This window comes from Winogradskyella ouciana (assembly GCF_965284585.1).
GTDB classification, from domain to species: domain Bacteria; phylum Bacteroidota; class Bacteroidia; order Flavobacteriales; family Flavobacteriaceae; genus Winogradskyella; species Winogradskyella ouciana.
In genome coordinates, this window is the sequence record NZ_OZ260095.1 from 3246132 (window position 1) to 3271198 (window position 25067).

Sequence of the window (25067 nt, forward strand, 5' to 3'; positions counted from 1 at the left end):
TATTTTATTTTAAATCACATACCAAAAAATCATAAAGAAGTGGCAAATAGCTCCTGCCAAAACAAATAAATGCCAAATGACATGGTTGTAAGGTATTTTTTCAAAAACATAAAACACAATACCAACGGTATAAAATAGACCGCCCGCCATTAACCAAAATACACCATCAGGCCCAAGCGCTTCAGCTGTGTTTGTATAATCAAAAACGATAAGCCAGCCCATCACCAAATATAAAAGTGTGGAGAAAATTTCAAAACGACCTGTAAAAAAGAGCTTTAAGACCACACCAAAAGCCGCAATTCCCCAAACGGTCCAAAATAATGGCCAGCCCAAACTATCCCTCAGCAAAATCAACAAAACAGGAGTATATGTGCCTGCGATTAATAAATAAATGCTAATATGGTCTACAATCCTAAAATAATGCTTACGCCTCTCCCCTTCTACAGCATGATAAAAAGTAGATGCCAAAAACAATACAATAATGGAAATACCATAAAAAATAACACTAAAAAGACTCCATGGCTTTGTAGTGTCATCTGCGTAAACGATAAGTAGTATCAATGCTACTATTCCTAACACTGCACCTATACCATGCGACCAAGAATTTAATTGTTCTTCGAGTTTAGATTGGGTACGCACTTACTGTTGAGCTTTATTGAGTTTCTTTTCTGATTGAGACCACTTATTTACACAGGCATAAAAGTCGATATCAAATGCAGGTTTCTGCCTTTCTAATTGCATATTCTGAAATGCACGCTGTAAAATATCCTCTATTAAATAGTCTTCTTCTTCGTTAATAGGACTAAATTCTTTTTTAAGCGAAATATTAAATAGGCTTGCTGTGTTGTTAAACCAAAAGGCACGCCAACCACTTCGTAATTCCTTAATAAGTTCAAAGGTAGTTTTACCGGTTTGCCGATGTATCAACTTTACCAAAATTTGCCCTTCTGTTTTAGTCAATTTCTTAAGTTCTGCAGAGAATTCGTCTTCAATATATTTCTGAATCACCTTTGCATACTTCTTTTTATCACGTTTACGCTCTAACTGATCCAGGCGTTTTTGTAAAGTTTCCAAGCGGTCTGCAGCCAATTTGGCATAAGGATATACCTTTAGGGTTTTTCGTCTTAGTATGATATATCGTATACGTGCATCCCTATCTTTAAAACTTAAGTTTGGAAGCATTAAAACTTCATCCAATTCTACCTCAGTTACAGGTATGGAGTCTCCTTCAATAATCATGTAATGGACTATTGTTGAATCTTGCTTTACAGGATCTTCCTGAGCGAAAACCAAAGCAGAGAACAACAACATTATGTAGGTAATATGTTTCATGTTTAATATCACTTCCAAAACCGTTCCAAAGAACAATTCATCTTATTTTCAAAATTAAGAATTAATACTACCACTAACCTTAAATTCGTATTAATATTATTATTTTAGGGAAAAATTTTACAAGAATGGCTAAACAACAATTACTGAACAAAAAGTCTATGGACTTTTTAGAAAAATATTTAAATAACGCATCACCGACTGGCTACGAGTGGGAGGGACAAAAAATATGGATGGATTACCTTAAACCTTACGTCGATGAGTTCATTACCGACACTTATGGTAGTGCTGTTGCTGTGATAAATCCAAAAGCTAAATATAAAGTCGTTATTGAAGGCCATGCGGATGAAATTTCTTGGTACGTAAATTATATTTCTGACAAAGGCTTACTCTACGTTGTACGCAATGGAGGAAGCGACCACCAGATTGCTCCGAGTAAAATTGTAAATATCCATACCAAAAACGGCATTGTAAAAGGTGTATTTGGTTGGCCTGCCATCCATACCAGAAATAAATCAAAAGAAGAACCGCCAAAGCCTGACAATATTTGTATTGATATAGGTGCCAAAGACAAAAATGAAGTGGAAAAAATGGGAGTGCATGTAGGTTGTGTTATTACCTATCCTGATGGATTTCATATTCTAAATAAAGACAAATTTGTCTGTCGTGCATTAGATAATAGAATGGGTGGTTTTATGATTGCAGAAGTAGCGCGTTTACTTCATGAAAACAAAAAGAAACTCCCTTTTGGACTTTATATTACGAATTCAGTTCAAGAAGAAATCGGATTGAGAGGTGCTCAAATGATTACCGAAACCATAAAACCAGACGTAGCCATTGTAACTGATGTGACTCACGATACCACAACTCCAATGATAGAACCAAAGAAGCAAGGCTTGGCAGAAATTGGTAAAGGGCCTGTAATCGCTTATGCTCCTGCTGTGCAGCAAAAACTGAGAGATTTGATTACCGATACTGCTGAGGCTAAAAAGATTCCGTTTCAACGTGCAGCGTTATCTAGAGCCACAGGAACAGACACAGATGCTTTTGCTTACAGTAATGGTGGCGTTGCTTCTGCCTTAATTTCGCTTCCTTTACGTTATATGCATACAACCGTAGAAATGGTTCATAAAGATGATGTGGAAAACGTTATTAAGTTGATATACGAAACACTATTAAAGATAAAAGACGGAGAGACGTTTAGTTATTTTAAATAAAACATAAGCCTCATTTTTTGAGGCTTTTTAAATATCTTATAAATTATATATAACTCGGTAATGGCTTTAAAAAATCAAAAACATCTATTTGATATCCCAGAAGATATCACTTATTTAAATATTGCAAGTCAATCACCTGCTTTTAAAACTATTTACGCCGCTGGACTAGAAGGACTAAAACAAAAAAGTCATCCGCACACAATTAAAATTGCAGACTATTTTGAACCTGTAATAGAACTTAAAAAATTGTTTGCTGAGCTTATAGATGCAGATGATTACAATCGTATTGCCACTATACCATCAGTATCTTATGGTATGGCAACAGTTGCCAATAATATTGTCTTAAATGAAGGTGATGAAATTTTGGTCATAGACGAGCAGTTTCCAAGCAATATGTATTCCTGGAGAAAACTTGCAAAAAAGTACAATGCTAAATTGGTTGTGATTGAAGCTCCTGAAACTGTACAGCAATGGAATGAAGATGTTCTTACCGCCATTAATGAAAAAACTGCTTTAGTGGCCATGGGAAACATTCATTGGTCTAACGGTAGCCTATTTAACTTAAAAGCCATTAGTGTAAAGGCAAAGACTAATAATTCATTGTTAATAATCGATGGTAGCCAAAGTGTTGGAGCTCTACCTTTTTCTGTAAAAGACATTCAACCAGATGCTTTAATTTGTGCAGGCTACAAATGGCTATTTGGACCTTATGGCTGTGCTTATGGTTATTTTGGACCTTACTTTAATAACGGAAACCCAATTGAAGAAAACTGGTCCAACCGATTACATAGCGAAGATTTTACCGGATTGACTAACTACCAAGACAACTATAAAAGTAAAGCCAATAGATATTGTGTTGGTGAAAGTGGCAACTTTATTTACGTAAAAATGCAAATTGAGGCACTTAAACAAGTTATTGAGTGGACTCCAAAAGCAATCCAAGACTATTGTAAAGCAATTTCTGAAGAAGCCGTAAAAGAACTAAAAGCCTTAGGCTGTAAAATTGAAGACGACAACTACAGATCTCATCACCTCTTTGGTATTGAATTACCTGAAAATATTGATTTGCATGCCTTAAAAAAGGACCTCTTTAGCAAAAATATATTTGTATCGTTTAGAGGGAATTATATTAGAATTTCTTGTCATTTATATAACACTGCTGAAGATTTTAAACCCTTAATTAAGTGTTTAGCCTCTCACCTATAAGTTTAAGAATTTGGATGAATACATTGACATAGTCACTAATGAAGGGCAACCTACAGGTAAAACCGCTTTAAAATCTGAAGCGCATAAAAATGGCTGGTATCACAATACAATTCATCTGTGGTTGTACACCAAAAAAGGTGAAATTCTTTTACAACAACGTTCACATAAAAAAAATATACACCCTTTGCTTTGGGATGTTTCTGCTGCTGGCCATATTGATGCTGGCGAATCTTTTATAGATGCTGCTCTGAGAGAAACTAAAGAAGAAATTGGATTGGCATTAAAGCCAGATAATCTTCATAAAATAGGCACTTTTCTACATGAAACTAGTTATGGTGAAATCCAAGATAATGAGTTTCATCAAGTTTTTATTGCTGAATTAAAAGTTGGTTTAAATAAACTACAACCACAAGAAGACGAAGTTGAGGCTTTAAAATTAGTTTCATTTGATGAATTTGAAAAGCTTTTAAAACATAGCGAGACCAATCATCACTTTATTCCATCTAACAAATCTTACTATACTTTTGTGCTGAACTCTATAAAAGAAAAACTAGGCTTATGAATTTATTGCTCATGGCAGTTGCACCAGTAATGGTGATTATTATATACATATACTTTCAAGATAAATACGAAAAAGAACCCATTGGCCTGCTTTTGTCCAGTTTTCTGTTTGGTGGTATTGTAAGTATTATAATAGTGACTTTACTCTACCTATTCACTGGACGTTTTATACCAATTACAGATGAATATAGTGTATGGCAACAGTTTATCCAGGCCTTTATTGTTGTTGCTCTTTCGGAAGAATTTAGTAAGTACGTGATCGTAAAATATTTTGCCCAACCAAGAAAAGCTTTTAATGAACCTTTTGACGGTATCATGTATGCTGTTATGGTCTCAATGGGCTTTGCCTGTACAGAAAATATTATGTATGTATTACAAGATGGTTTTGAAACTGCCGTTTTAAGAGCATTTACTGCAGTGCCAGCTCATGCCACGTTCGGGATTTTAATGGGATATTATATGGGCAAGGCTAAATTCTCTGGCAATAGATTTCAACTCAATATGACTGGTCTGTTATTGGCAGTAATTTTTCATGGAGCCTATGATTTCTTTCTATTTATTGGATTTATTCCAGGGATTTCAATTGGAGCGTTCATTTCTTTAATCGTGGCTATCATACTTTCAAGAAAAGCCATTAAGCGTCATCAGGAAGCTTCAAATTTTAAACCACCTCAAGACTTTCTAAACCATGATTAATTTCATATTTTAGGCATCGCTTTAGAGCTAAATTTGCAATATAATTCCACAATTATGTACAAAATAAAAGTTAACAGTTCTCATAGTTTCGATATCTCTAAAGACGCTATGGAAACCCTAGACGCTATAGAAACAACGTCTAATCATTATCATGTTATACAAGATAATACCACCATTAAAGCTTCAATAGTAAATTCAGATTTCAATAAGAAGTTTTACTCCGTAAAGGTTAACAACAATATCTATGAAGTTTCTATCAATGATGCTTTAGACCAGCAAATTGAGGCTCTAGGTTTTGAAATAGGTGCATCAAAACAAGTCAATGACATTAAAGCTCCGATGCCAGGGTTAATTTTAGAGATTAGTGTTAAGGAGGCACAAGAGGTTAAAGAAAACGATGCCTTGTTAATTCTTGAAGCTATGAAAATGGAAAATGTAATTAACTCGCCAAGAGATGGAGTGATTAAATCCATAAGCGTGAAGCAAGGAGAAACAGTAGATAAAAATGCACTTTTAATTGAGTTTGAATAGTATGAAAAAAATATTAGTCGCAAACAGAGGTGAAATTGCCATTCGCGTCATGCGAACGGCGAAAAAAATGGGCATCAAAACCGTTGCTGTTTTTTCTGAAGTTGATAGAAATTCACCACACGTAAAATATGCTGATGAAGCTGTTTGTATTGGTCCTGCTCCGTCAAATGAATCCTATTTAAAAGGAAATAAAATTATAGACGTTGCTAAATCATTGAATGTTGATGGCATACATCCTGGTTATGGTTTCTTAAGTGAAAATGCAGACTTTGCTGAGTTATGCGAGAAAAATAAGATCATATTCATCGGTCCTAAATCCCATGCTATTAAAGTTATGGGAAGCAAGTTAGCGGCTAAAGACACTGTAAAAGCTTATGATATTCCGATGGTTCCTGGTACAGACGAAGCGATTACAGATATTCCTGAAGCTAAAAAAATCGCGAATGAGATAGGCTTTCCTATTCTCATTAAAGCCTCTGCTGGTGGTGGCGGAAAAGGGATGCGTATTGTTGAGAATGCTGCTGAATTCGAATCGCAAATGGATAGAGCAATCAGTGAAGCAAAAAATGCTTTTGGCGATGGTTCTGTTTTTATAGAAAAGTATGTGGCTTCTCCAAGACATATCGAAATTCAAGTGATGGCAGATATGCATGGTAATTATCTGCATTTCTTTGAGCGTGAGTGTTCCGTACAGCGACGTCATCAAAAAGTCGTTGAAGAAGCACCTTCAGCCGTGTTAACACCAGAATTGAGGGAAAGAATGGGGCAAGCTGCTATCAATGTAGCACGCTCTTGTGATTACATCGGTGCTGGTACCGTTGAGTTTCTTCTCGATGAAAATCTGAATTTTTATTTCTTGGAAATGAATACTAGGCTACAAGTAGAGCACCCAGTTTCTGAATGGATCGCTGGTGTGGATTTGGTAGAACTTCAGATTAAAGTTGCCAGAGGCGAAAAATTAGATATTAAACAGGAGGATTTGAAAATTAATGGTCATGCTTTAGAGCTTCGTGTTTATGCAGAAGATCCTATGAATGACTTTTTACCAAGTGTTGGTAATTTAGAAGTGTATCAACTTCCTGAAGGAAAAAATATTAGAGTAGATAATGGTTTTGAAGAAGGCATGGATATCCCAATCTATTATGACCCAATGCTTTCTAAATTGATTACTTATGGTGAAACAAGAGAAGAAGCCATAGAATTAATGATAAAAGCTATTGACAATTATCATATAAAAGGCGTAGAAACCACATTAGCTTTCGGACGTTTCGTTTGTGAGCACGAGGCTTTTAGAAGTGGAAATTTTGACACCCATTTTGTTAAAAAATACTACTCACCTAGCCTTTTAGAAGAGCAACATAAAAAGGAAGCTGAGATAGCAGCAAAGATTGCATTGAAGCGTTATTTAGAAGATCAGAAGTTATTGAGAGTACCGAATTCAGCAAGCAGTAAGCAGTAAGCAGTAAGCAGTAAGCAGTAAGCAAAAATAAAATTAAAAACATATCCAGCTTTGCGCCCCTGCCTGTCGGCAGACAGGTTTAGCGCCTTTGCGAGAAACAAGAATAGCATGGAAGACAAAATAAAAACACTAAACGACAAACTTGAACAAGCCAAATTAGGAGGCGGACAAAAACGAATAGACAAACAACATCAAAAGAAAAAACTAACCGCAAGAGAGCGTGTGATGTATCTTTTAGATGAAGGTTCATTTGAAGAAATTGGCGCCTTAGTCACACACCGAACCAAGGATTTCGGAATGGTAAACCAAAAATTCTATGGAGATGGAGTCGTTACTGGTTATGGGACCGTAAATGGTAGATTAGTTTATGTGTTTGCGCAAGACTTCACCGTATTTGGAGGCTCTCTTTCGGAAACACATGCTGAAAAAATCTGTAAAATTATGGATATGGCTGTTAATGTTGGTGCTCCTGTTATTGGTTTAAATGATTCTGGTGGAGCACGTATTCAAGAAGGTGTACGTTCTTTAGGTGGTTATGCTGATATTTTTTATCGAAATGTTCAGGCTTCCGGTGTGATTCCTCAGATTTCAGCAATAATGGGACCATGTGCTGGTGGAGCAGTTTATTCTCCTGCTATGACAGACTTCACGCTTATGGTACAAGACACCAGTTATATGTTTGTTACTGGACCAAATGTGGTAAAAACAGTAACTAACGAGGAAGTAACAAGTGAGGAACTAGGTGGTGCAAGTGTACATGCTTCAAAATCTGGTGTTGCTCACAAAACCTCATCTAATGATGTGGAATGTTTAGAAGATGTCAAACAATTATTGAGTTATTTACCGCAGAGCAATAAAGAAAAACCTTTAGATATTCCTTTTGAAATTAAAGAAGAAGTCAGAGAGGCTTTAGACACAATCGTTCCGGAAAATGCTAATAAACCTTACGATATGCATCAGGTGATTGAAGGCATTATCGATGAAGACTCATTTTACGAAATACATAAAGACTTTGCTGAAAACATCATCGTAGGTTTTGCGCGTTTGGGTGGTAAATCTATTGGTATTGTTGCCAATCAGCCTATGTTTTTAGCTGGTGTATTAGACGTTGATAGTTCAACAAAAGCAGCTCGTTTTGTACGTTTTTGCGATTGCTTTAATATTCCTTTATTGGTTTTAGAAGATGTTCCAGGATTTTTACCTGGAACAGATCAAGAGTGGAATGCGATTATCACAAATGGTGCAAAACTACTCTATGCTTTTAGCGAAGCAACCGTACCAAGAGTGACCGTTATTACCAGAAAAGCTTATGGTGGAGCCTATGACGTCATGAACTCTAAACACATAGGGGCAGACATGAATTTTGCATGGCCAAATGCCGAAATTGCTGTAATGGGAGCAAAAGGTGCTGCCGAAATTATTTTTAAGCGTGAAATCTCTGCTGCAGATGACAAAGAAGCCAAATGGAAAGAAAAAGAAGCTGAATATGCTGAGTTATTTGCCAATCCGTACAGTGCTGCCGAACGCGGTTTTATAGATGAAGTGATTCTACCTCATAATACGAGACGTAAACTCATTAAAGCGTTTGCAATGCTTGAGAATAAGGAAGTGGTTAAACCTCAGCGTAAGCATGGGAATATTCCGCTTTAATTTTCCAACAACCGCCTATGATAATTAATCTGTCCCAAATGATAAGCCAAATGCATTGCTAAATGCACTAGAAAATATTCTGTAGATGTCGGTTTTTCAAACACACGATGCTTGTATTCTTGTTCTAAATCCTGTGCTGTAAGTTTTGTCAACGTATTTTCAACAATGACCATAGTATCGTCAATTTGTTTTATTAATTCTATCCTTGGCACATCTTTAAGTGAAAATTCCAAATCGCGCTGTCTTACATAACCTGTATTTCCTAATGCAGCACCAATAAAATGATTCAAATTTCCAACCAAATGAAGTCCTAGGTTTCCTGCTGAATTTGTTATTTCCCCTGGTATTAACCAGAGATTAGATTCAACTTTATAGGCATTTATTTCTTCTTTTAATTTACTTAAATCTCTCTTAAATAGCTTTATTAAAGTGTCTGTGGACATACTATTGTTTTTGTGAATGTTAATGTTCCGTTATTGTATTCTTACTTCTCAAAAATAGGCATTAATTGACTTATTTTTGCACCATGCAAAACCAACAGCGATCCCAATTAGAATTTGTAGTCTTAATGGCTGCGTTAATGTCTATCGTAGCCTTATCCATTGATGCGGTATTGCCAGCTTTACCCATGATTGGTGATTATTTGAGTGTTAGTGACCCAAGTAACAATCCAAAACTGATTACCTCTATTTTTTTGGGACTGGGTTTTGGTCAGTTGATTTTAGGACCGTTATCCGATAGTCTTGGTCGCAAACCTATTGTTTACATTGGTTTTGCCATATTTATTATTGCCTCCATCATCTGTGTGACTACCAGAAGTTTTGAAATTATGCTTTTGGGAAGGGTTTTGCAAGGTGTAGGTTTAGCTGCACCAAGAACAATGTCTATAGCTATGGTAAGAGATTCTTACGATGGTGACTATATGGCAAAAATTCTGTCGATTGTGGTTATGGTTTTCATTTTAGTGCCCGTGGTTGCACCTACTTTGGGACAATTCCTAATGAATTATTATGGATGGAAATTCATTTTCACTTTTACACTAGCCTTTGGTGTTTTGGTTATGATTTGGTTTTGGTTAAGACAGCCTGAAACCTTAAAAGACAAGTACAAAATCCCATATCGACTTTCTATATTTAAAACAGGAACCATTCAATTTTTCAAAATAAGACCTGCAGTAATTTACACTTTACTTTCAGGATTTATAACGGGTTCCTTTATGGTGTATCTCAGTACATCACAACTCATCTTTGAAAAGCAATATGATTTGGCTGAGGAATTCCCGCTTATATTTGCAAGTCTCGCCATATCAGTGGGCTTGGCAACCTTTATGAACAGTCAATTGGTCGTAAGATTTGGTATGAAGCGCATTGTACATATCTCTATGTGGAGCTTTATCATCACCTCTTTGATATTCATACTCATATTTCATTCTGGCAACAATCCAAGCATTGAAATACTGATTACATTCTTTGCCATTCAATTTTTTACTATCGGATTTTTATTCGGAAATCTAAGAGCCTTGGCAATGGAACCATTAGGGCATATCGCAGGTATCGGTTCTGCCTTAAATGGTTTTATTTCTACCGTAATGGCTGTACCTATTGCTAATTATATCGGAAGTTTTGTCGAGGACACTGTGACTCCTTTATTTATAGGATTTCTCGTCTGTGGAGTGATTTCAATAACTCTGTTTTATGTGAATGCTAGAAAAACATCAAGCGTTTTAAAAGCAGCTTAGAAAATTTCGAGGCTTCCCTTGCCTTCCCTAATAACTTCAGGAGGCTCAACTGACAAATCAATAACCGTAGATGCTTCATTATCTCCATAGCCTCCGTCAATGACCAAATCGACCAATTTGTCCCATTTCTCAAGAATTAATTCTGGGTCCGTGGTGTATTCAATTACATCATCTTCATCTCTAATGGATGTAGAAACTATAGGATTTCCTAGCGCATTGACCAAAGCCAAAGCTATAGAATTATCTGGCACTCTTATACCTACGGTCTTTCGTTTTTTAAACGGATTGGGCAAATTTTTAGAACCAGGCAAAATAAAAGTATAGGGTCCTGGCAAGGCGCGCTTTAAAATCTTGAATGTGGTTGTATCAATTTGTTTTACATAGTCACTAAGGTTGCTTAAATCCTCACATACAAATGAAAAATTCGACTTCTCGAGCTTTACTCCTTTAATTAGGGCAATACGTTCTAAAGCCTTCATCTTGGTAATATCGCAACCCAACCCATAAACGGTGTCGGTTGGGTAAATGACCAAACCACCATTCTTTAAGATTTTCACCGCTTTTTGAATTTCTTTTGGATTCGGATTTTCAGGATATATTCTAATAAATTCTGCCATAATATGTATCTTACAAAAGACGTTTACAATGTAAATAATTTTTCAATATGAAAAGACCTAAATATTTGTTCGTTTATTTATTTACTATCATAGGGTTTTTATCCTGTAGTTCTGACGATTCAAACAATAATAATGATCCAGAAGCCTTAAATCCCCTTGTTGCCTATGAAGAATTCAATATTTCCTACGGAAATGATAGTGATCAGGTTTTTGATTTATACCTTCCAGCTAACCGAAGTTCTAATACCAAAACAGTGATTCTTGTCCATGGTGGTGGTTGGACAGCTGGTGACAAAGCAGACATGAACGCCTTTAAAGACTATATAAAAACACAAATGACGGATTATGCCATTGTGAATATGAATTACAGGCTTGCAGATGAAAACAACCCACCCTACCCAATGCAAATAAATGATATTACTACGGTTGTAGATTATTTAGAGGCCAATGAAAATTACTACAGCATTTCTGACAAAATAGGATTTATTGGTGCAAGTGCTGGTGCACATTTATCATTGCTTTGGAGTTATGCTTTTGATGATGATAGCCAAGTAGAAATGGTATGTAGCGTTGTTGGGCCGACTAATTTTACAGATCCTGCGTATTTAAACAATAACAATCCCGTACTTCAAGAGATATTAGATGCCTTTGGTATTGATGCCACAACTGAATTTTTGGAAGACGTAAGCCCATATCACAGAGTAACATCTTCTGCTCCACCAACCATATTGTTTTATGGTGGACAAGATCCATTAATACCAACAACACAAGGTACTGATATGCGCGATAAACTTGAAGCGCTTAATGTAACCCACGAGTTTACCTTATATCCTAATGAAGGACATGGCTGGATTGGTTTCAATTTATTGGACACCACACTTAAACTTCACAACTTTATTGAAACGCATATGTAAAATGTTAAAACCTTAAATTTCTGTAACATATAGGCTAGTTTATCAGTCTATATAGTATGTATCATCAATCAATCAAAATCATAATTTCACTGCTCATCACAGTGAATCTTTTTGCTACTGAAAATGTTCCTCCAGAAGCAAAACCTCCCATTATTTTTTCAAAAGCTGAAATCATCAATGCTTCAACAACACGTATTCCCTTTAAGGTTATTGACCAGCTTATTATAGTGGAGGTGGAATTGCTCGATCAAGAAGGCAATTTTATTATTGATACAGGTTCGGAAACATTGATACTCAACAGCGTTCATTTTAAACCTACCAGAAAATACAGAGATGATGGAAAGTCTAAAAGTGGAGTACATAACACTATCGAAAATGTAAAAGAAAAGCACCTTGATGAACTGAGTATTAAAGATTTGAGCTTAGAACAACTCAATGCTGATGTTATTGATCTTTCGCACATTGAAAAAACCAAAAAAATTGAACTGTTAGGCATCATTGGCTATAGTGTATTAAAAGATTTTGAAGTCTTTATTGATTTACACTTAAATCAGATTACACTAACTAAAACTGATAAACAAGGAAATCGGCTTTCGGATAAAGTTTATGCAGAAACCATTAATGATAGTATTGATTTTAAATTAAAGCAGCATACTATTGTCATTGACGCCTATGTTGCAGATAAAAAAGTAAAGTTTGGCCTAGATACGGCTGCCGAATACAACCAGCTTAACAAAAATTTGGATTCAGAAATTTTAGACTATTTTTATCCTGGCAAAGAATTGAAACTTACAGGTGCCAGTGGAAAAAAAGCTAAGGTTTTGGCAGGGAAATTGTACAGAGTAAAATTGAACGATTCCATTTACTTTGGCCCAATGAAAACCGTACTTACAGACCTAAAACATATGAAAAGCGCATTTGGCATACAACTGGATGGTGTATTAGGGTTTGAATTTTTTGCCCAGAAAAGAACAATTATCAACTATAAAAAAAGGAAGCTTTATTTTATAAAATATCCCGTTATAAAACCTTGAAATTAATAAAACAACATATCGTTTATTTTGTTTTTCTAATGTCCGCTTTGGGTATCGTTGCGCAGAACAATACCAAGAAAGGTTATGACATACAAGGAAAGGTGGTTACTTTTATTTTTAATGTAAAGGATTATCCCAATATTGAAAATAATGGTGATACCATAGATGATGTTTTTGTTTCTGGCGAATTCAACAATTGGGCAAAAGACCAGTGGAAAATGAACAAGGTAAACGATTCCATTTATACACTAAAAAAAGACCTATCTGACTTTACCTCAGACTTTGATTGGGAATTTAAGTTTATCGTCAACAGCAAACACTGGGCTGAACCCTCTAGAGCATTTAATAATATTACAGATGCAAAATCCGACGATGGTTGGTATTATGGTGCATACAACCTGAAGCTATATAGCACTTTTGCCACAGACTATGGTAATGTCTCGTTTAAATTAAAGGGCTACAAAGATGCCGAAAAGGTCATTCTCAGTGGGACATTTAATAGATGGGACGAAACAGGTTTTAAGATGAAACCTACGGATGATGGCTGGCAAGTTACCTTGCAATTGCGTCCAGATATATATCAGTATAAGTTTATTGTAGATGGACATTGGATTACTGATCCGCATAACCCTTCAAAAGTTGAAAATGAATACGATGGTTATAACTCTGTTATTGACGTTCAAAAGAACGTAACTTTTAGACTTTGTGACTATCAGGATGCTGAGACCGTAATTTTAAGCGCAGACTTTAACAATTGGTCTGAGAACAAGTTAAAAATGAAAAAAGTAGATGACTGTTGGGTATTTGACCAAAAGCTATCTGGTGGAAAATACCATTACAAATTCATTGTGGATGGCAAATGGATTACCGATCCAGCAAACAGTGTAAAAGAGTACGATTACGACGGTAACATCAATTCGGTGTGTATGGTAAAGTAACTAACCGCGTCTTCTCCCAGAGCGTCCGTTTAAATTATCTGGTCGGTTTCTGGCATCATTACCTCTTCGTTTAGGCATTAATTTTTTTAATTCAGACTCCTTGTAATCTAACCATTTTGAGTACTGCTCTTCTGATAAAACAGTTTCTAATGAGGTATCTAAGTTATCTTGATGTGTTTTTATGTCGTCTCTGATAGGTTTGAGTTTTTCCTCAATCATCTTTCTTGTTTCCTGCATTAACTCCCTATTTCTATTCTTAGTTGCCGCTTCCATATTTTGGTTAACAACAATATCCAAACCTTCAAAGAGATCTTTGTTTTCAGTTTTTATCTTATCGATTTTTGAATTATATGTTTCAATATGGGCTCTTACATCGTCCGCTATAGAATCATTTTTTTTAATCTTTAGTTTTTTAGCTACTTTTTTAGCATCATACTCAAGAATACCAGCCGCTTTTTCAGATTCAAACTTTGGCATTTCTCTACCAGCAGTGGCTTGTCCTGCATTGGGATTACCTCTACGTCCTCCATTAGGGCGTTGAGCAAAACAAACACCTATTTGTAAGAACACTAGTAAAAGGATTAATTTTTTCATGATGTAAAATTGTTTGTATCTAACTGTTTTTTATAAGATTATGAAAATTACCCAATAATCTCCAACTTAGCAAATCGTAAAAGCAGTTTCTTGGTAGTGCCATTTTCAAACTTAATCTCAGCTTTTAGGTCGCCACCAGCACCTTCAATTTTTAGAACTTCACCTCTACCAAAACGTTGATGGTTTACCTTGTTACCTACGGTAAGCTTAGTATCAAACAAATTTGAAGCTCCGTTGGATTGACTCACAGGTTTCAATTTCTTTGGAGTACTGATTTTAAAGTTTTCAGGCTTCTTTTTAGAATCCTTTTTCTTAAACTTTGGAGACTTTGGTTTTGCAAACCTGATTTTATTAGGTTCAATATCACCAAAGATTGAAGCATCGAGCATTGGGTTAAACCGTTGCTCTTTCATTGGTGTTGTATTGTTAACAAACTTGTCATCAATTTCTTCAATAAATCGGCTAGGCTCTGCATCGATCAATTTTCCCCAACGATAACGCGAAACCGTATAAGTAAGATAAGCTTGTTTTTCAGCTCTGGTTAACGCCACGTAGAATAAACGTCGTTCTTCTTCCAGTTCGCTTCGTGTATTCATGCTCATGGCACTTGGGAACAAATCCTCTTCCATACCAACAATAAACACATGAGGGAACTCCAATCCTTTCGCTAAGTGAATGGTCATTAATGCCACATGGTTTGGGTCGCCTTTATCACCATCCAAATCGGTTGCCAAAGCTACATCCTCTAAAAATTCAGCTAATGACCCTGTACTATCGGCAACTTCAACCTGACCTTCAACAAAATCCTTAATACCGTTCAATAATTCCTGTACGTTGTCCATTTTGGTGACACCTTCTGGTGTACCGTCTTTGTTCAATTCCCTGATTAAACCACTGGACTTCGTCACATGCTCTGCCAATTCAAAAGCATTGGCGTTTTGGTTCATCACCTTGTAACTTTCAATAAGCGTCACAAAATCCTTCAACTTATTCTTTGTTCCATTATTGATATTAATGGAAACTGTGTCAATATTCTGCATCACCTCGTAAATAGTCTTTCCTGTAGCATTTGCAGCAACAACAAGTCGATCTACCGTCGTCTGTCCTATTCCTCTTGCCGGATAGTTAATGACACGTTTTAAGGCTTCTTCATCAGCCGAATTTAAAATAAGACGCAAGTAAGCCGTTATGTCTTTAATTTCCTTGCGTTGATAGAATGATAATCCACCATAAATTCTATACGGAATATCACGTTTCCTTAAGGCATCTTCAATAGCACGCGATTGTGCGTTGGTACGATACAGAACCGCAAAATCACTATTGGGCAATTGCTCGTTCATCTTAGTTTCCCAAATGGTGCTCGCCACATAACGACCTTCGTCACCATCAGTCATAGTACGGTGAACAATAACTTTTTCACCTTCTACATTAGCGGTCCAAACTATTTTATCGAGCTTGGTTTTGTTGTGTTCAATAACTGAGTTTGCAGCTCCCACAATGTTTTTTGTAGAACGATAATTCTGTTCTAACCGATAAACTTTAACATCGTCATAATCTTTTTGAAAGTTTAGAATATTATTAATGTTCGCACCACGGAAAGCGTAAATACTCTGTGCATCATCACCTACTACGCATATATTTTGAAAACGGTCAGATAACGCTCTAACGATTAAGTATTGCGAATGGTTTGTATCTTGATACTCATCTACCAAAATGTAACGGAACTTGTTCTGATATTGCGCCAACACATTCGGGAAACGCGTCAACAACTCATTGGTTCTCAATAGCAAATCATCAAAATCCATAGCTCCTGCCTTAAAGCAGCGATCTACATATTCCTTGTAAATATCTCCCGTTCTTGGGCGACGAGCCATAGCATCAGCTTCCATTAATTCTGGATTGTTGAAATAAGCCTTAACCGTAATCAAACTGTTTTTATAGGAAGAAATTCTGCTGTAAACCTGTTTGGTTTTATAAATATCCTTATCCAATCCCATTTCCTTGATAATGGAACCTAAAAGTTTTTGGGAATCTTGTGTATCGTAAATAGTGAAGTTGTTGGGAAAGCCAAGGTGATGGCCTTCAAAACGTAAAATCTTGGCAAAAACGGAATGGAAAGTTCCCATCCAAAGATTTTTGGCTTCGCTGTCTCCGACGATATCAGCAATTCTGCCTTTCATCTCGCGAGCCGCCTTATTGGTAAAAGTTAACGCCAAAATATTGAAGGCATCTACGCCTTGGCTCATCAAATAGGCAATACGATAGGTAAGAACACGCGTTTTACCAGAACCTGCGCCAGCAATGATTATCATTGGGCCATCTTTCTGTAATGTTGGTGCTAATTGAGCGTCGTTAAGTTGACTGAGGTACTTTTCCAAAACTAAATTTTTCAAACCGTGAAAATACGCATAGTCATAGGTTTTTCTATGTTTTAGAATCAATAATTATAAACAATATATCAAGAATTTTGTTTAACTAAATTTCAATATCTTAGTGCAAAATTCAATTTATGAAAACCTTTTTAGCATTAGTGCTATTTGCATGCTCTTTCTCTTTCGCCCAAAATACTATAGACCAAGATATTACCAACATTGAAGACAAACTTATTGAATGGCGTCGTCATTTCCATCAAAATCCAGAATTATCAAATCAAGAATTTAAGACGGCAGAAAAAATTGCCGTACATCTTAAATCCTTGGGTTTAGAAGTTGAAACAGGAGTAGCAATCACTGGTGTTGTGGGTTTATTAAAAGGAGACCTACCTGGCAAAGTGGTAGCACTTAGAGCAGATATTGATGCACTTCCTGTAACGGAGCGCAACGATTTACCATTTAGATCTGAAGTAAAAACCACTTTTTTAGGTACTGAAACTGGAGTGATGCATGCTTGCGGACACGATACACATATTGCTATTTTAATGGCTACTGCGGAAGTCTTGTCTAAACATAAAGACAAAATAAAAGGGACTGTAAAATTTATTTTTCAACCTGCAGAAGAAGGACCACCTCCTGGTGAAGAAGGCGGAGCTAAATTGATGATAAAGGAAGGCGTGCTCGAAAACCCTAAAGTAGATGCCATTTTTGGTCTGCATATAAATGCAGGTACTCCAGTCGGAACCATAAAATACAAAAAAGGCGGTATTATGGCTTCCGTAGAGCGCTTTGTGATTAACGTAAAAGGAAAACAAACCCATGGTTCTCAACCTTGGTCTGGTGTGGATCCGATTATGATTTCGGCAAAGATTATCGATGGGCTTCAAACCATTATAAGTAGAGAAGCTAAACTTACTGAAGAAGCAGCTGTGATTACTGTTGGCAAGATTACTGCGGGTACACGTTTTAACATTATACCTGAAACCGCAGAATTAATCGGTACTGTAAGAACCTTGGATCCAGAAATGCGCTCAATGATTGAAAGACGTATGAAAGAAATGACAGAAACCATCGCTAAAGCTTATGGTGGCGAGGCAACCATTTCTTTTAGAAACCAAACATCAATCACCTACAACGACCCTGAGTTGACAGATAAAATGTTACCGTCATTGCAAGAAGTTGCTGGAAGTGACAATGTAAAACTCATGAAAGCCACAACTGGTGGTGAAGATTTTTCTTATTTCCAAGAAGTGGTTCCTGGCATATATTTCTTTTTAGGAGGTATGACACCAAGCGAAGAATCAAAAGGTGCTTTTCCGCACCATACACCTGATTTTAAGATTGATGAAAGCGGTATGTTGCTTGGCGTAAAAGCATTTACACAATTGACTTTGGATTATTTAAATAATCAATAGTCCTTTTCTCGTTTGCCGTCGCCTACCATCGCAGATTTTAAACCATCCTGAATATTCAGCCAAACGAAATTGAAAATAGATTTGGTGACATCGCGCTCTACTTGTTCTGTATCACTATTCCTAAAATCATTTGATTTGTTTTCACTGTCATTAGACACAAGTAGGTTTATGATGCCAGATAAAAGTGTTTTTTTGTCTTTACCATTCTCTTTTAAAGCTATGACCTTAAAATCGTCGTATCTCACCTTAAGGTCAACAATTGAAGTATAAGGGTTTCCGTTTATAGTAAAATAGGTTTGTTCTAAAACACCTTCAAACTGTGTATTTAGATTAGGTCCAGTAAACTGGTTCATTTCTTCGGCTTGGATTCTGCCTAAATCCGTTTTAAAAACAAATCGATCTGTAGTATCCTGAACCTTAAAGTTCCAATCCACCTCCATAGGTGATGTTTCCATGAATAATGAATTCACATTAATCCTTGTATCTTTTTCACCATAGGTATTCCCTAAATTTGTTATGGATGCCTGTAGATCTTTAAATTCCAAAGTTCCTGCTTTGCTATCGGCATTCATTTTTTCTGAATACTTCAAATATCCATTTTCTAGCACCACTTCATCCAACCCTAAATTGAAATTTAAATTTCTGAGCATTTTACTGTATAAAGGCTTTTCAGTAAGGTCATCAGCAACAAGCTTGTCTCTATAGATTTCTGCGTTAGGCTGAATGACCTTTACCTTTTCTGAAATACAATAAAAATTGTCTTCAGCATTATAACCGAAATCGAGATGTTGCAAATTCAGTTGTTTTATTTTGACATCAAAATGATCCCTTTCATCCTTTAATATATCTGACAACTGCTGCTTAGAATATTTAGTTTTTAACCCAAAGTCTTTAAAAACAGCACTAGAGTCTGCGACATTCAAAGATCCTATGGTTAAGTTTTCATAGTCATTAACAGCCCATTTTAGATTTTTCCCTTCAAGATCAAAACTTTTATACGTAAAAGGAACTCGCTTTTTTTCGCTCTCAGGATTGACACCAAAACCTTTAAATTCGAAATTAAATTGTGGTAAACTTAAAATGGTTGAATCTGTTTTAAAATTTGTGACCAATACATCAGAGTTTACAACAGAAATTCTTTCAACCTTTATGTTATTTTTAATTTTATCGAAGACATTAGAGCTATAGCTCTGATTTTCAATCAAAGGATTATAGCTGTACTTAATAATCGCATTTTCAATATTGATAGCACCAATGGAGAGCTCATCGTCAAAAATATAATCCCAATAGCTAAGATTGTTTATTTCAAATTTATCCAGTTCTACAGAGAAGATTATGCTATCCGTCGTTTCTCCCTTGACCATTATCTGAGGTGACTTTAATTCTAAATTACCCGACAGCATGCTTGCGTCAATATCAGAGTATTCTACATTGATATGTTTTGGTAAGTTATTTATTAGTGTTGTGATTTTGTTTTCTATTATGAGATTACCAATAAATGGCAATGCTATAGCCAAAACCACTATGACACTTATGATAATTATTTTCTTTTTGTGATTACGCTTCATCTTATAAAGATAAAGTTTCATTGTTTTGGTAACAATTATTTTTAAATATCTTTACTTTTTTAAATATTTCAATGGATTCCATTTTAGATTTTTTAGGCACAATTCCTTGGTGGGCTTGGATACTTATCATCATAGCAATCATTGCAATTCAAGATATTTTACAACGAAAGCACACCATCCGACATAACTTTCCTGTCATCGGTCGTATTCGTTATTTATTTGAAGGTATTGGTCCAGAAATCCGTCAATATTTTGTAGCTAATAACAGAGAGGAATTACCATTTAACCGTATAGAACGTAGTTGGGTGTATGCGTCTTCCAAAAACGAAAATAATTACGAAGGCTTCGGAACGGATAGAGATATCTATGCACACCAGCATATTTTTGTCAACAATGCTATGTTTCCTTTTAAGATTGAAGCCGACCACCCTAACTCTATAGACAAAACCTTTTTGCCATGTGCCAAGATCATGGGAGAATTCAACAAAAGACGTAAGCCTTATCGCCCAGCATCTATTATAAATGTATCTGCTATGAGCTTTGGATCATTATCTGCAAGAGCTGTAGAATCTATGAACAAAGGCGTAAAGCTCGCAGGAGCCTACCACAACACGGGAGAAGGCGGACTCTCACCTTACCATTGCCATGGAGGCGATGTCGTCTTTCATTTTGGAACAGGTTATTTTGGAGTTAGAGCAAAAGATGGAAGTTTTTCCATGGAAAAAATGAAGAAACTGGTTGAAGATCATCCTTATGTTCGTGCTATAGAGATTAAATTATCTCAAGGTGCAAAACCTGGTAAAGGTGGTGTTTTACCAGGTGCAAAAATCAGCCAAGAAATTGCAGATATACGTGGTGTAGAAGTTGGTAAAACCGTATTGTCACCACCAAACCATAGTGCGTTTTCAACTGTAAATGAAATGGTGGATTTTATCGAAGCCATAGCAGAAGAAACAGGCTTGCCTGTAGGCATAAAAGCCGCTATCGGTAAACTAGAACAATGGGAAGAACTTGCTGATACCATGATTAGAACAGGAAAAGGACCAGACTTTATTTCCGTAGATGGTGGTGAAGGCGGTACAGGTGCAGCACCTCCGAGTTTTGCCGACCATGTATCCTTGCCTTGGGTCTATGGGTTTGGCGATTTGTATAGTTTATTTCAGAAAAAAGGACTAACGGAGCGTATCGTTTTTATCGGGAGTGGAAAGCTCGGTTTCCCAGCAAAAGCAGCCATGGCTTTTGCTATGGGAGCAGATTGCGTGAATGTGGCACGAGAAGCTATGATGAGTATTGGTTGTATTCAGGCTCAGATTTGCCATACCAATCGCTGTCCAAGTGGTGTCGCTACACAAAGCAAATGGCTGCAACGTGGTATTGACATTCCTTTAAAATCTGAACGGCTAGCGCAATATTTTAAGACGTTTAGAAAGGAACTGATTGAGATCACACATGCTTCAGGTTATGAGCACCCTTGCCAATTCACCATGGATGATATTGATGTCAATGTCGATGATCATAATCTCTCAGAAGAACTAAGTCATACTTATAAATACAAAAAAACACCAGTGCCATTTAAATCCATGCAACATTTAAAGGATTGTGAGTATCTTGGCGGAAAGAGTAGTATTCAGTCTTCAGTAAGCAGTAAGCAGTAAGCAGTAGGCAGTAGGCTGTAAACAAGAATAGGGAAAAACCAAACGAATAAACGAATAAACGAATAAACGAATAAACGAATAAACGAATAAACGAAATTATACAATGGAACAACAACTTATAGACCTTTTAATGTACACTATTCCTGCTTTGGTAACGGGAGCCATTGCTTATATGTTTTTTAAAGAACATACAGAGAATGAAAACAATCGTCGTAACTTTTTAATCACTAAAGATTTGCAGAAAGAAGCCTTTCCGATTCGACTTCAGGCTTATGAACGCATGTCACTTTTCTTAGAGCGTATTGCACCTTCAAAATTACTGACTAGAGTTAATCCAACATCTTCAAATAAAGAGGATTATGAAAACTTACTTATAGCAACCATTGAACAAGAATTTGAACACAATTTATCCCAACAAATCTATGTAAGTGACCAATGCTGGAACATTATCATAGCTGCAAAAAATGCCACTATTCAGTTGATTAGAAAGTCAACAATGAACGATAAAACAGATACAGCAAACAAGTTGCGTGAAGTTATTTTAACCGAACTTATGGACAAATCTTCACCTAGTAAAGCAGCACTTTCATTTATTAAAGAGGAAGTTGGAGAGTTGTGGTAGTTAGATGTTAGGAAGGTTATCAAACAAATACACAAATAAACCAATTGACGAAGCAATTAAAAGCTAACACAATAATTCAGATCACTTACCATGTCGTTTCTCGGCATAATCATAACCTTGTTGCCACCATTTTTCCATCAGTCGCTTACTAAAGATTAACGAGTTTTCCGTTAAGCTTGTGGGCGTGTAGTATAAATTAAGTTTTACATTTTTATTCTTTGCCGCCAACTTTCCAATAAGAATGTCATTGCGCTCTACCTGATCGAGCAGGTGCCCGAATAAATTCATCATTAATGAAAACGGATTTTTACCCAATACGCGTTGCTTTCCCATGTTTTCAGCTTCCAATACCACGGCATCAACTTCAGTAGCTCCTCTCTGGATAGCTTCCCTAATCGGTATTACACAACCTAATCCTCCGTCTGCATATTCATAACCATCCACTTTGGCCAAAGACATAAAAGGGATATAGTTGCACGAAATCCAAATCCAGTTACAAAATTCCTCGTAAGTACAGTCTTGGATGGACTTATACTCTACCCTATTCATGGAAAGATTAGAGACCGTAACGACCACATCGTGCTTTGTTGCTTTTATCTTTTCATACTCTTCCCTGGTAAAGTTTGCCCTAATATTTCGTCGCAATGCTTTACTCTCACCAAAAGTCCGTTTCATTCTAATGAATTGCCACATGGAATTCACAAAATCAATAGACACAAACTCTCTATCTCCTTTTTTGCGCTGCACAAAAGGACTCACACTAAAGATATCTTGTTGCCGAACATTTGTGAAAATATCATAGAGTTTAGATATATCATTGACTGCCAAATGCGGAACGAGCAAGCTTCCTGTAGATGTTCCTAAAAACATATCGTATTCACGCTTTTCGCGCTCCATAAGAAACTGCGCTACTCCACCAGCGAAAGAGCCCTTACTTCCGCCTCCAGATATAACTAGTGCTCGCATTAATTTTTATTTTGTTGAAGTTGTTCAGACATTTGTTTTGCAAACTTAACCAATCTCCAATTATGATGTGATTTTGCTTGCTCTAAATTTGAAAGGCATTTGTCATTGCACGATTTTATCAAATCCAAATACTGAAAAGCATTGATTCGTAAATCAGCATTGTGTTTCTCGTCCGTATAGCTGACCAATTCTTCATAAATCCCCTGCTTATTATCTGCTTGGTAAAACGGTGTGTTTAGATTTAGAACCAACCATAATAGTCTAACATTCTTATCGCTAAAGCCGTCAATATTTCTTGTCTTAGACAGATATTTAGCACGTTCTTCAGGGAAATTAGTCCAAAGGTTGTAGAGTGCATTTTCTATGGTGATATAGGATTTATCACCGAGCAATGTTTCATAATCTTCCTTTAATTCCTTTGGAATCTGAGTCACGTATTTTGAAATCGCCTGACGCACCTTTAAACCATGCTTAAACGTATCTGAGGTCACCAGTTCTGGTGCCTGGGAAATGATTTTCACCTTAGCTTCATCTGAAATATAATATTTAAGATACTCAGCACACTTCGAAGATTTCGTCTGACAATCTACCATTAAATATTCATTGATATAAGTAGATTGATTTTTTAAAAGATCAAAAGCTGCATCCACAGGAAAGTCTTTTTGTTTGATCCACTGATTCACAAAACCTGATAGCGATTTACCATACAAACGCTCAACTTCAGAAATGAAATCTGAAGTTTTTACATTGTCAAATTGATGTTTTTCCAGATAGTTTTTTACCGCTTGCCTAAACACCTCATCACCTACTTTACTTCTTAAGGCATGCAAGACCCAAGCACCACGCTGATAAAAGGTGAGACTGCTCGATTTAGGATTTAAAAGCGAAGTCCCACTACCAGCAATATCTTGTTGACCCAAATCTATGGCAGAATTTAAGAGTTGGAAGTAAAAATGGTTATCATCAAAAATATCGCGTTCCGCCAACAAGGCATAATAGGTGGCAAAACCTTCTTGCAGCCAATGGTGCTCACCAGACGTTGCGGTTACCAAATTCCCAAACCATTGGTGCGCAAGCTCGTGTGCATTAACATTAATATAGTTTCTGTCGTTAAACCCAATAGAATCCACCACAAAAGCATCAGAGAAAATTGTACAACTCGTGTTTTCCATACCAGCATAGAGAAAATCGTGCACTGGCACTTGTTTATAGTTCTGCCAAGGATAGGCAAAGTCGATTTCCTCTTCCAAGAAATCAAACATCTGCTTAGAGTAACGATAGGTTGGCTCTACTTTAAGCGAATCTTCTGGATAGTAGTAATATTCTAAGGGAATACCGCTTTTTGAAGTTTCAGTTATTTTGTTGTATTTGCCTAATGCAACGGCAACTAAGTAACTAGATATTTGGTCTTTCATGTCATATTCCCAAAGAATATTACCAAGATTATCGGATTTAGACTTTAACTTACCATTAGAAATCACCTCGTATTGCTTAGGTGCAACAAATTTTAAATCGAATTCTATTTTATCATTAGTATCATCTATACTTGGCAACCAGTTACTGGTGTATTTACCTTGGCCTTGAGTCCAGATTTGGTTTCTACCCTCATTTTCCCAACCTAAAAAGTACATCGCCTTTTTTGGTGCATTATTGAAAATAAAGCTCAGTTTATAAGTTTCATTTGCTATAAAATCATTGTAAACAATAAGCTTTTTGCCATCATTCTTAAAATCAGTTGCAGTATTATTTAGCGCTACATGCTTAAATTCCATATTAACGGCATCTAAATAAATCGAATCCGTCTGTTTAAGGATTTTAAAATCGACTTCATAAGCATTATAGGTTGTACTATCTACAGCTAACTGGTTAAATACAATTAAGGCTTCAACCCTTTTAAAGTCAACGCTATCGGTTTGTTGGGCAAAGGATACAAGCATTGAGAAAAACAATAAAACAACAAAAAATCTTTTCATATTTAGATGTAA

At 36.2% G+C, this 25067-nt stretch carries 23 protein-coding genes; 14 read left to right on the plus strand and 9 right to left on the minus strand.

Annotated elements, in window-relative coordinates; all coding sequences use genetic code 11:
• Window positions 1-9: 9 nt before the first annotated feature.
• Window positions 10-639, minus strand: a complete 630-nt coding sequence (gene trhA / locus ACQ65V_RS14435) for a PAQR family membrane homeostasis protein TrhA (RefSeq protein WP_430468469.1) — start codon at window positions 637-639, stop codon at window positions 10-12.
• Window positions 640-1332, minus strand: coding sequence for a DUF4294 domain-containing protein (locus ACQ65V_RS14440; RefSeq protein ID WP_155087854.1), 693 nt, complete (start codon window positions 1330-1332; stop codon window positions 640-642). It abuts the gene before it with no gap.
• A gap of 125 nt (window positions 1333-1457) precedes the next feature.
• Between ACQ65V_RS14440 and ACQ65V_RS14445 the strand changes: the two genes are divergently transcribed.
• The 7 genes from ACQ65V_RS14445 (at window position 1458) to ACQ65V_RS14475 (ending at window position 8649) form a co-directional block, all read left to right on the plus strand.
• Window positions 1458-2546, plus strand: coding sequence for a M42 family metallopeptidase (locus tag ACQ65V_RS14445; RefSeq protein ID WP_430468470.1), 1089 nt, complete (start codon window positions 1458-1460; stop codon window positions 2544-2546).
• Between the two features lie 60 nt (window positions 2547-2606).
• The gene (locus ACQ65V_RS14450; RefSeq protein WP_430468471.1) at window positions 2607-3752 is read left to right on the plus strand and encodes an aminotransferase class V-fold PLP-dependent enzyme; all 1146 of its coding nucleotides are present in this window, start codon (window positions 2607-2609) and stop codon (window positions 3750-3752) included.
• A gap of 10 nt (window positions 3753-3762) precedes the next feature.
• The gene (locus ACQ65V_RS14455) at window positions 3763-4314 is read left to right on the plus strand and encodes an NUDIX hydrolase (RefSeq protein WP_430468472.1); all 552 of its coding nucleotides are present in this window, start codon (window positions 3763-3765) and stop codon (window positions 4312-4314) included.
• Entirely contained in the window at window positions 4311-5009 is a 699-nt protein-coding gene (locus tag ACQ65V_RS14460; protein ID WP_430468473.1) for a PrsW family intramembrane metalloprotease, read from the plus strand. The genes ACQ65V_RS14455 and ACQ65V_RS14460 overlap by 4 nt, the downstream gene beginning before the upstream one ends.
• 54 nt (window positions 5010-5063) lie before the next feature.
• A complete protein-coding gene (locus ACQ65V_RS14465) occupies window positions 5064-5540 on the plus strand; it encodes an acetyl-CoA carboxylase biotin carboxyl carrier protein subunit (protein WP_430468474.1) in 477 nt (158 codons plus the stop codon).
• Window position 5541: 1 nt separating this feature from the next.
• A complete protein-coding gene (gene accC / locus ACQ65V_RS14470) occupies window positions 5542-6999 on the plus strand; it encodes an acetyl-CoA carboxylase biotin carboxylase subunit (protein WP_430468475.1) in 1458 nt (485 codons plus the stop codon).
• Between the two features lie 108 nt (window positions 7000-7107).
• The gene (locus ACQ65V_RS14475) at window positions 7108-8649 is read left to right on the plus strand and encodes an acyl-CoA carboxylase subunit beta (protein WP_430468476.1); all 1542 of its coding nucleotides are present in this window, start codon (window positions 7108-7110) and stop codon (window positions 8647-8649) included.
• Here the strand turns inward: ACQ65V_RS14475 and ACQ65V_RS14480 are convergent.
• On the minus strand, window positions 8646-9092 hold the full coding sequence (locus tag ACQ65V_RS14480; protein ID WP_430468477.1) for a DUF1572 family protein: 447 nt from the start codon (window positions 9090-9092) through the stop codon (window positions 8646-8648). The two genes, ACQ65V_RS14475 and ACQ65V_RS14480, sit on opposite strands and share 4 nt — an antisense overlap.
• Before the next feature lie 83 nt (window positions 9093-9175).
• Here ACQ65V_RS14480 and ACQ65V_RS14485 point away from each other — a divergent pair, with 83 nt between their 5' ends.
• Window positions 9176-10387 carry a multidrug effflux MFS transporter gene (locus tag ACQ65V_RS14485; protein WP_430468478.1) on the plus strand — a complete coding sequence of 404 codons (1212 nt, stop codon included), beginning with the start codon at window positions 9176-9178 and terminating at the stop codon, window positions 10385-10387.
• On the opposite strand, the gene ACQ65V_RS14490 is transcribed toward ACQ65V_RS14485, so the two are convergent.
• Complete coding sequence (locus ACQ65V_RS14490; protein WP_155087866.1) at window positions 10384-11004, minus strand: L-threonylcarbamoyladenylate synthase; 621 nt, start codon at window positions 11002-11004, stop codon at window positions 10384-10386. The genes ACQ65V_RS14485 and ACQ65V_RS14490 overlap by 4 nt on opposite strands.
• Window positions 11005-11051: 47 nt before the next feature.
• On the opposite strand from ACQ65V_RS14490, the gene ACQ65V_RS14495 reads away from it, so the two are divergent.
• From ACQ65V_RS14495 to ACQ65V_RS14505, 3 genes are read left to right on the plus strand one after another with little or no spacing between them, the layout of a single operon-like run.
• On the plus strand, window positions 11052-11918 hold the full coding sequence (locus tag ACQ65V_RS14495) for an alpha/beta hydrolase fold domain-containing protein (RefSeq protein ID WP_430468479.1): 867 nt from the start codon (window positions 11052-11054) through the stop codon (window positions 11916-11918).
• 56 nt (window positions 11919-11974) lie between these two features.
• Window positions 11975-12952, plus strand: a complete 978-nt coding sequence (locus ACQ65V_RS14500; protein ID WP_273292880.1) for an aspartyl protease family protein — start codon at window positions 11975-11977, stop codon at window positions 12950-12952.
• On the plus strand, window positions 12949-13890 hold the full coding sequence (locus tag ACQ65V_RS14505; RefSeq protein WP_430468480.1) for a hypothetical protein: 942 nt from the start codon (window positions 12949-12951) through the stop codon (window positions 13888-13890). Before ACQ65V_RS14500 ends, ACQ65V_RS14505 begins: the two co-directional genes overlap by 4 nt.
• Here the strand turns inward: ACQ65V_RS14505 and ACQ65V_RS14510 are convergent, their stop codons facing one another.
• Window positions 13891-14484, minus strand: coding sequence for a hypothetical protein (locus tag ACQ65V_RS14510; RefSeq protein ID WP_430468481.1), 594 nt, complete (start codon window positions 14482-14484; stop codon window positions 13891-13893).
• 47 nt (window positions 14485-14531) lie between these two features.
• On the minus strand, window positions 14532-16862 hold the full coding sequence (locus ACQ65V_RS14515) for an ATP-dependent helicase (RefSeq protein ID WP_430468482.1): 2331 nt from the start codon (window positions 16860-16862) through the stop codon (window positions 14532-14534).
• 131 nt (window positions 16863-16993) lie between these two features.
• Between ACQ65V_RS14515 and ACQ65V_RS14520 the strand changes: the two genes are divergently transcribed.
• Window positions 16994-18271, plus strand: a complete 1278-nt coding sequence (locus ACQ65V_RS14520; RefSeq protein WP_430468483.1) for a M20 family metallopeptidase — start codon at window positions 16994-16996, stop codon at window positions 18269-18271.
• Here the strand turns inward: ACQ65V_RS14520 and ACQ65V_RS14525 are convergent.
• Entirely contained in the window at window positions 18265-19860 is a 1596-nt protein-coding gene (locus ACQ65V_RS14525) for a hypothetical protein (protein WP_430468484.1), read from the minus strand. The two genes, ACQ65V_RS14520 and ACQ65V_RS14525, sit on opposite strands and share 7 nt — an antisense overlap.
• A gap of 50 nt (window positions 19861-19910) precedes the next feature.
• On the opposite strand from ACQ65V_RS14525, the gene ACQ65V_RS14530 reads away from it, so the two are divergent.
• Both ACQ65V_RS14530 and ACQ65V_RS14535 read left to right on the plus strand, forming a co-directional pair.
• The gene (locus tag ACQ65V_RS14530) at window positions 19911-21494 is read left to right on the plus strand and encodes an FMN-binding glutamate synthase family protein (RefSeq protein ID WP_430468485.1); all 1584 of its coding nucleotides are present in this window, start codon (window positions 19911-19913) and stop codon (window positions 21492-21494) included.
• 103 nt (window positions 21495-21597) lie between these two features.
• Window positions 21598-22116, plus strand: coding sequence for a hypothetical protein (locus ACQ65V_RS14535; protein ID WP_155087875.1), 519 nt, complete (start codon window positions 21598-21600; stop codon window positions 22114-22116).
• A gap of 81 nt (window positions 22117-22197) precedes the next feature.
• Here the strand turns inward: ACQ65V_RS14535 and ACQ65V_RS14540 are convergent, their stop codons facing one another.
• On the minus strand, window positions 22198-23082 hold the full coding sequence (locus ACQ65V_RS14540) for a patatin-like phospholipase family protein (protein ID WP_430468486.1): 885 nt from the start codon (window positions 23080-23082) through the stop codon (window positions 22198-22200).
• On the minus strand, window positions 23082-25055 hold the full coding sequence (locus ACQ65V_RS14545; RefSeq protein WP_430468487.1) for a M1 family metallopeptidase: 1974 nt from the start codon (window positions 25053-25055) through the stop codon (window positions 23082-23084). Before ACQ65V_RS14545 ends, ACQ65V_RS14540 begins: the two co-directional genes overlap by 1 nt.
• Between the last annotated feature and the right edge of the window lie 12 nt (window positions 25056-25067).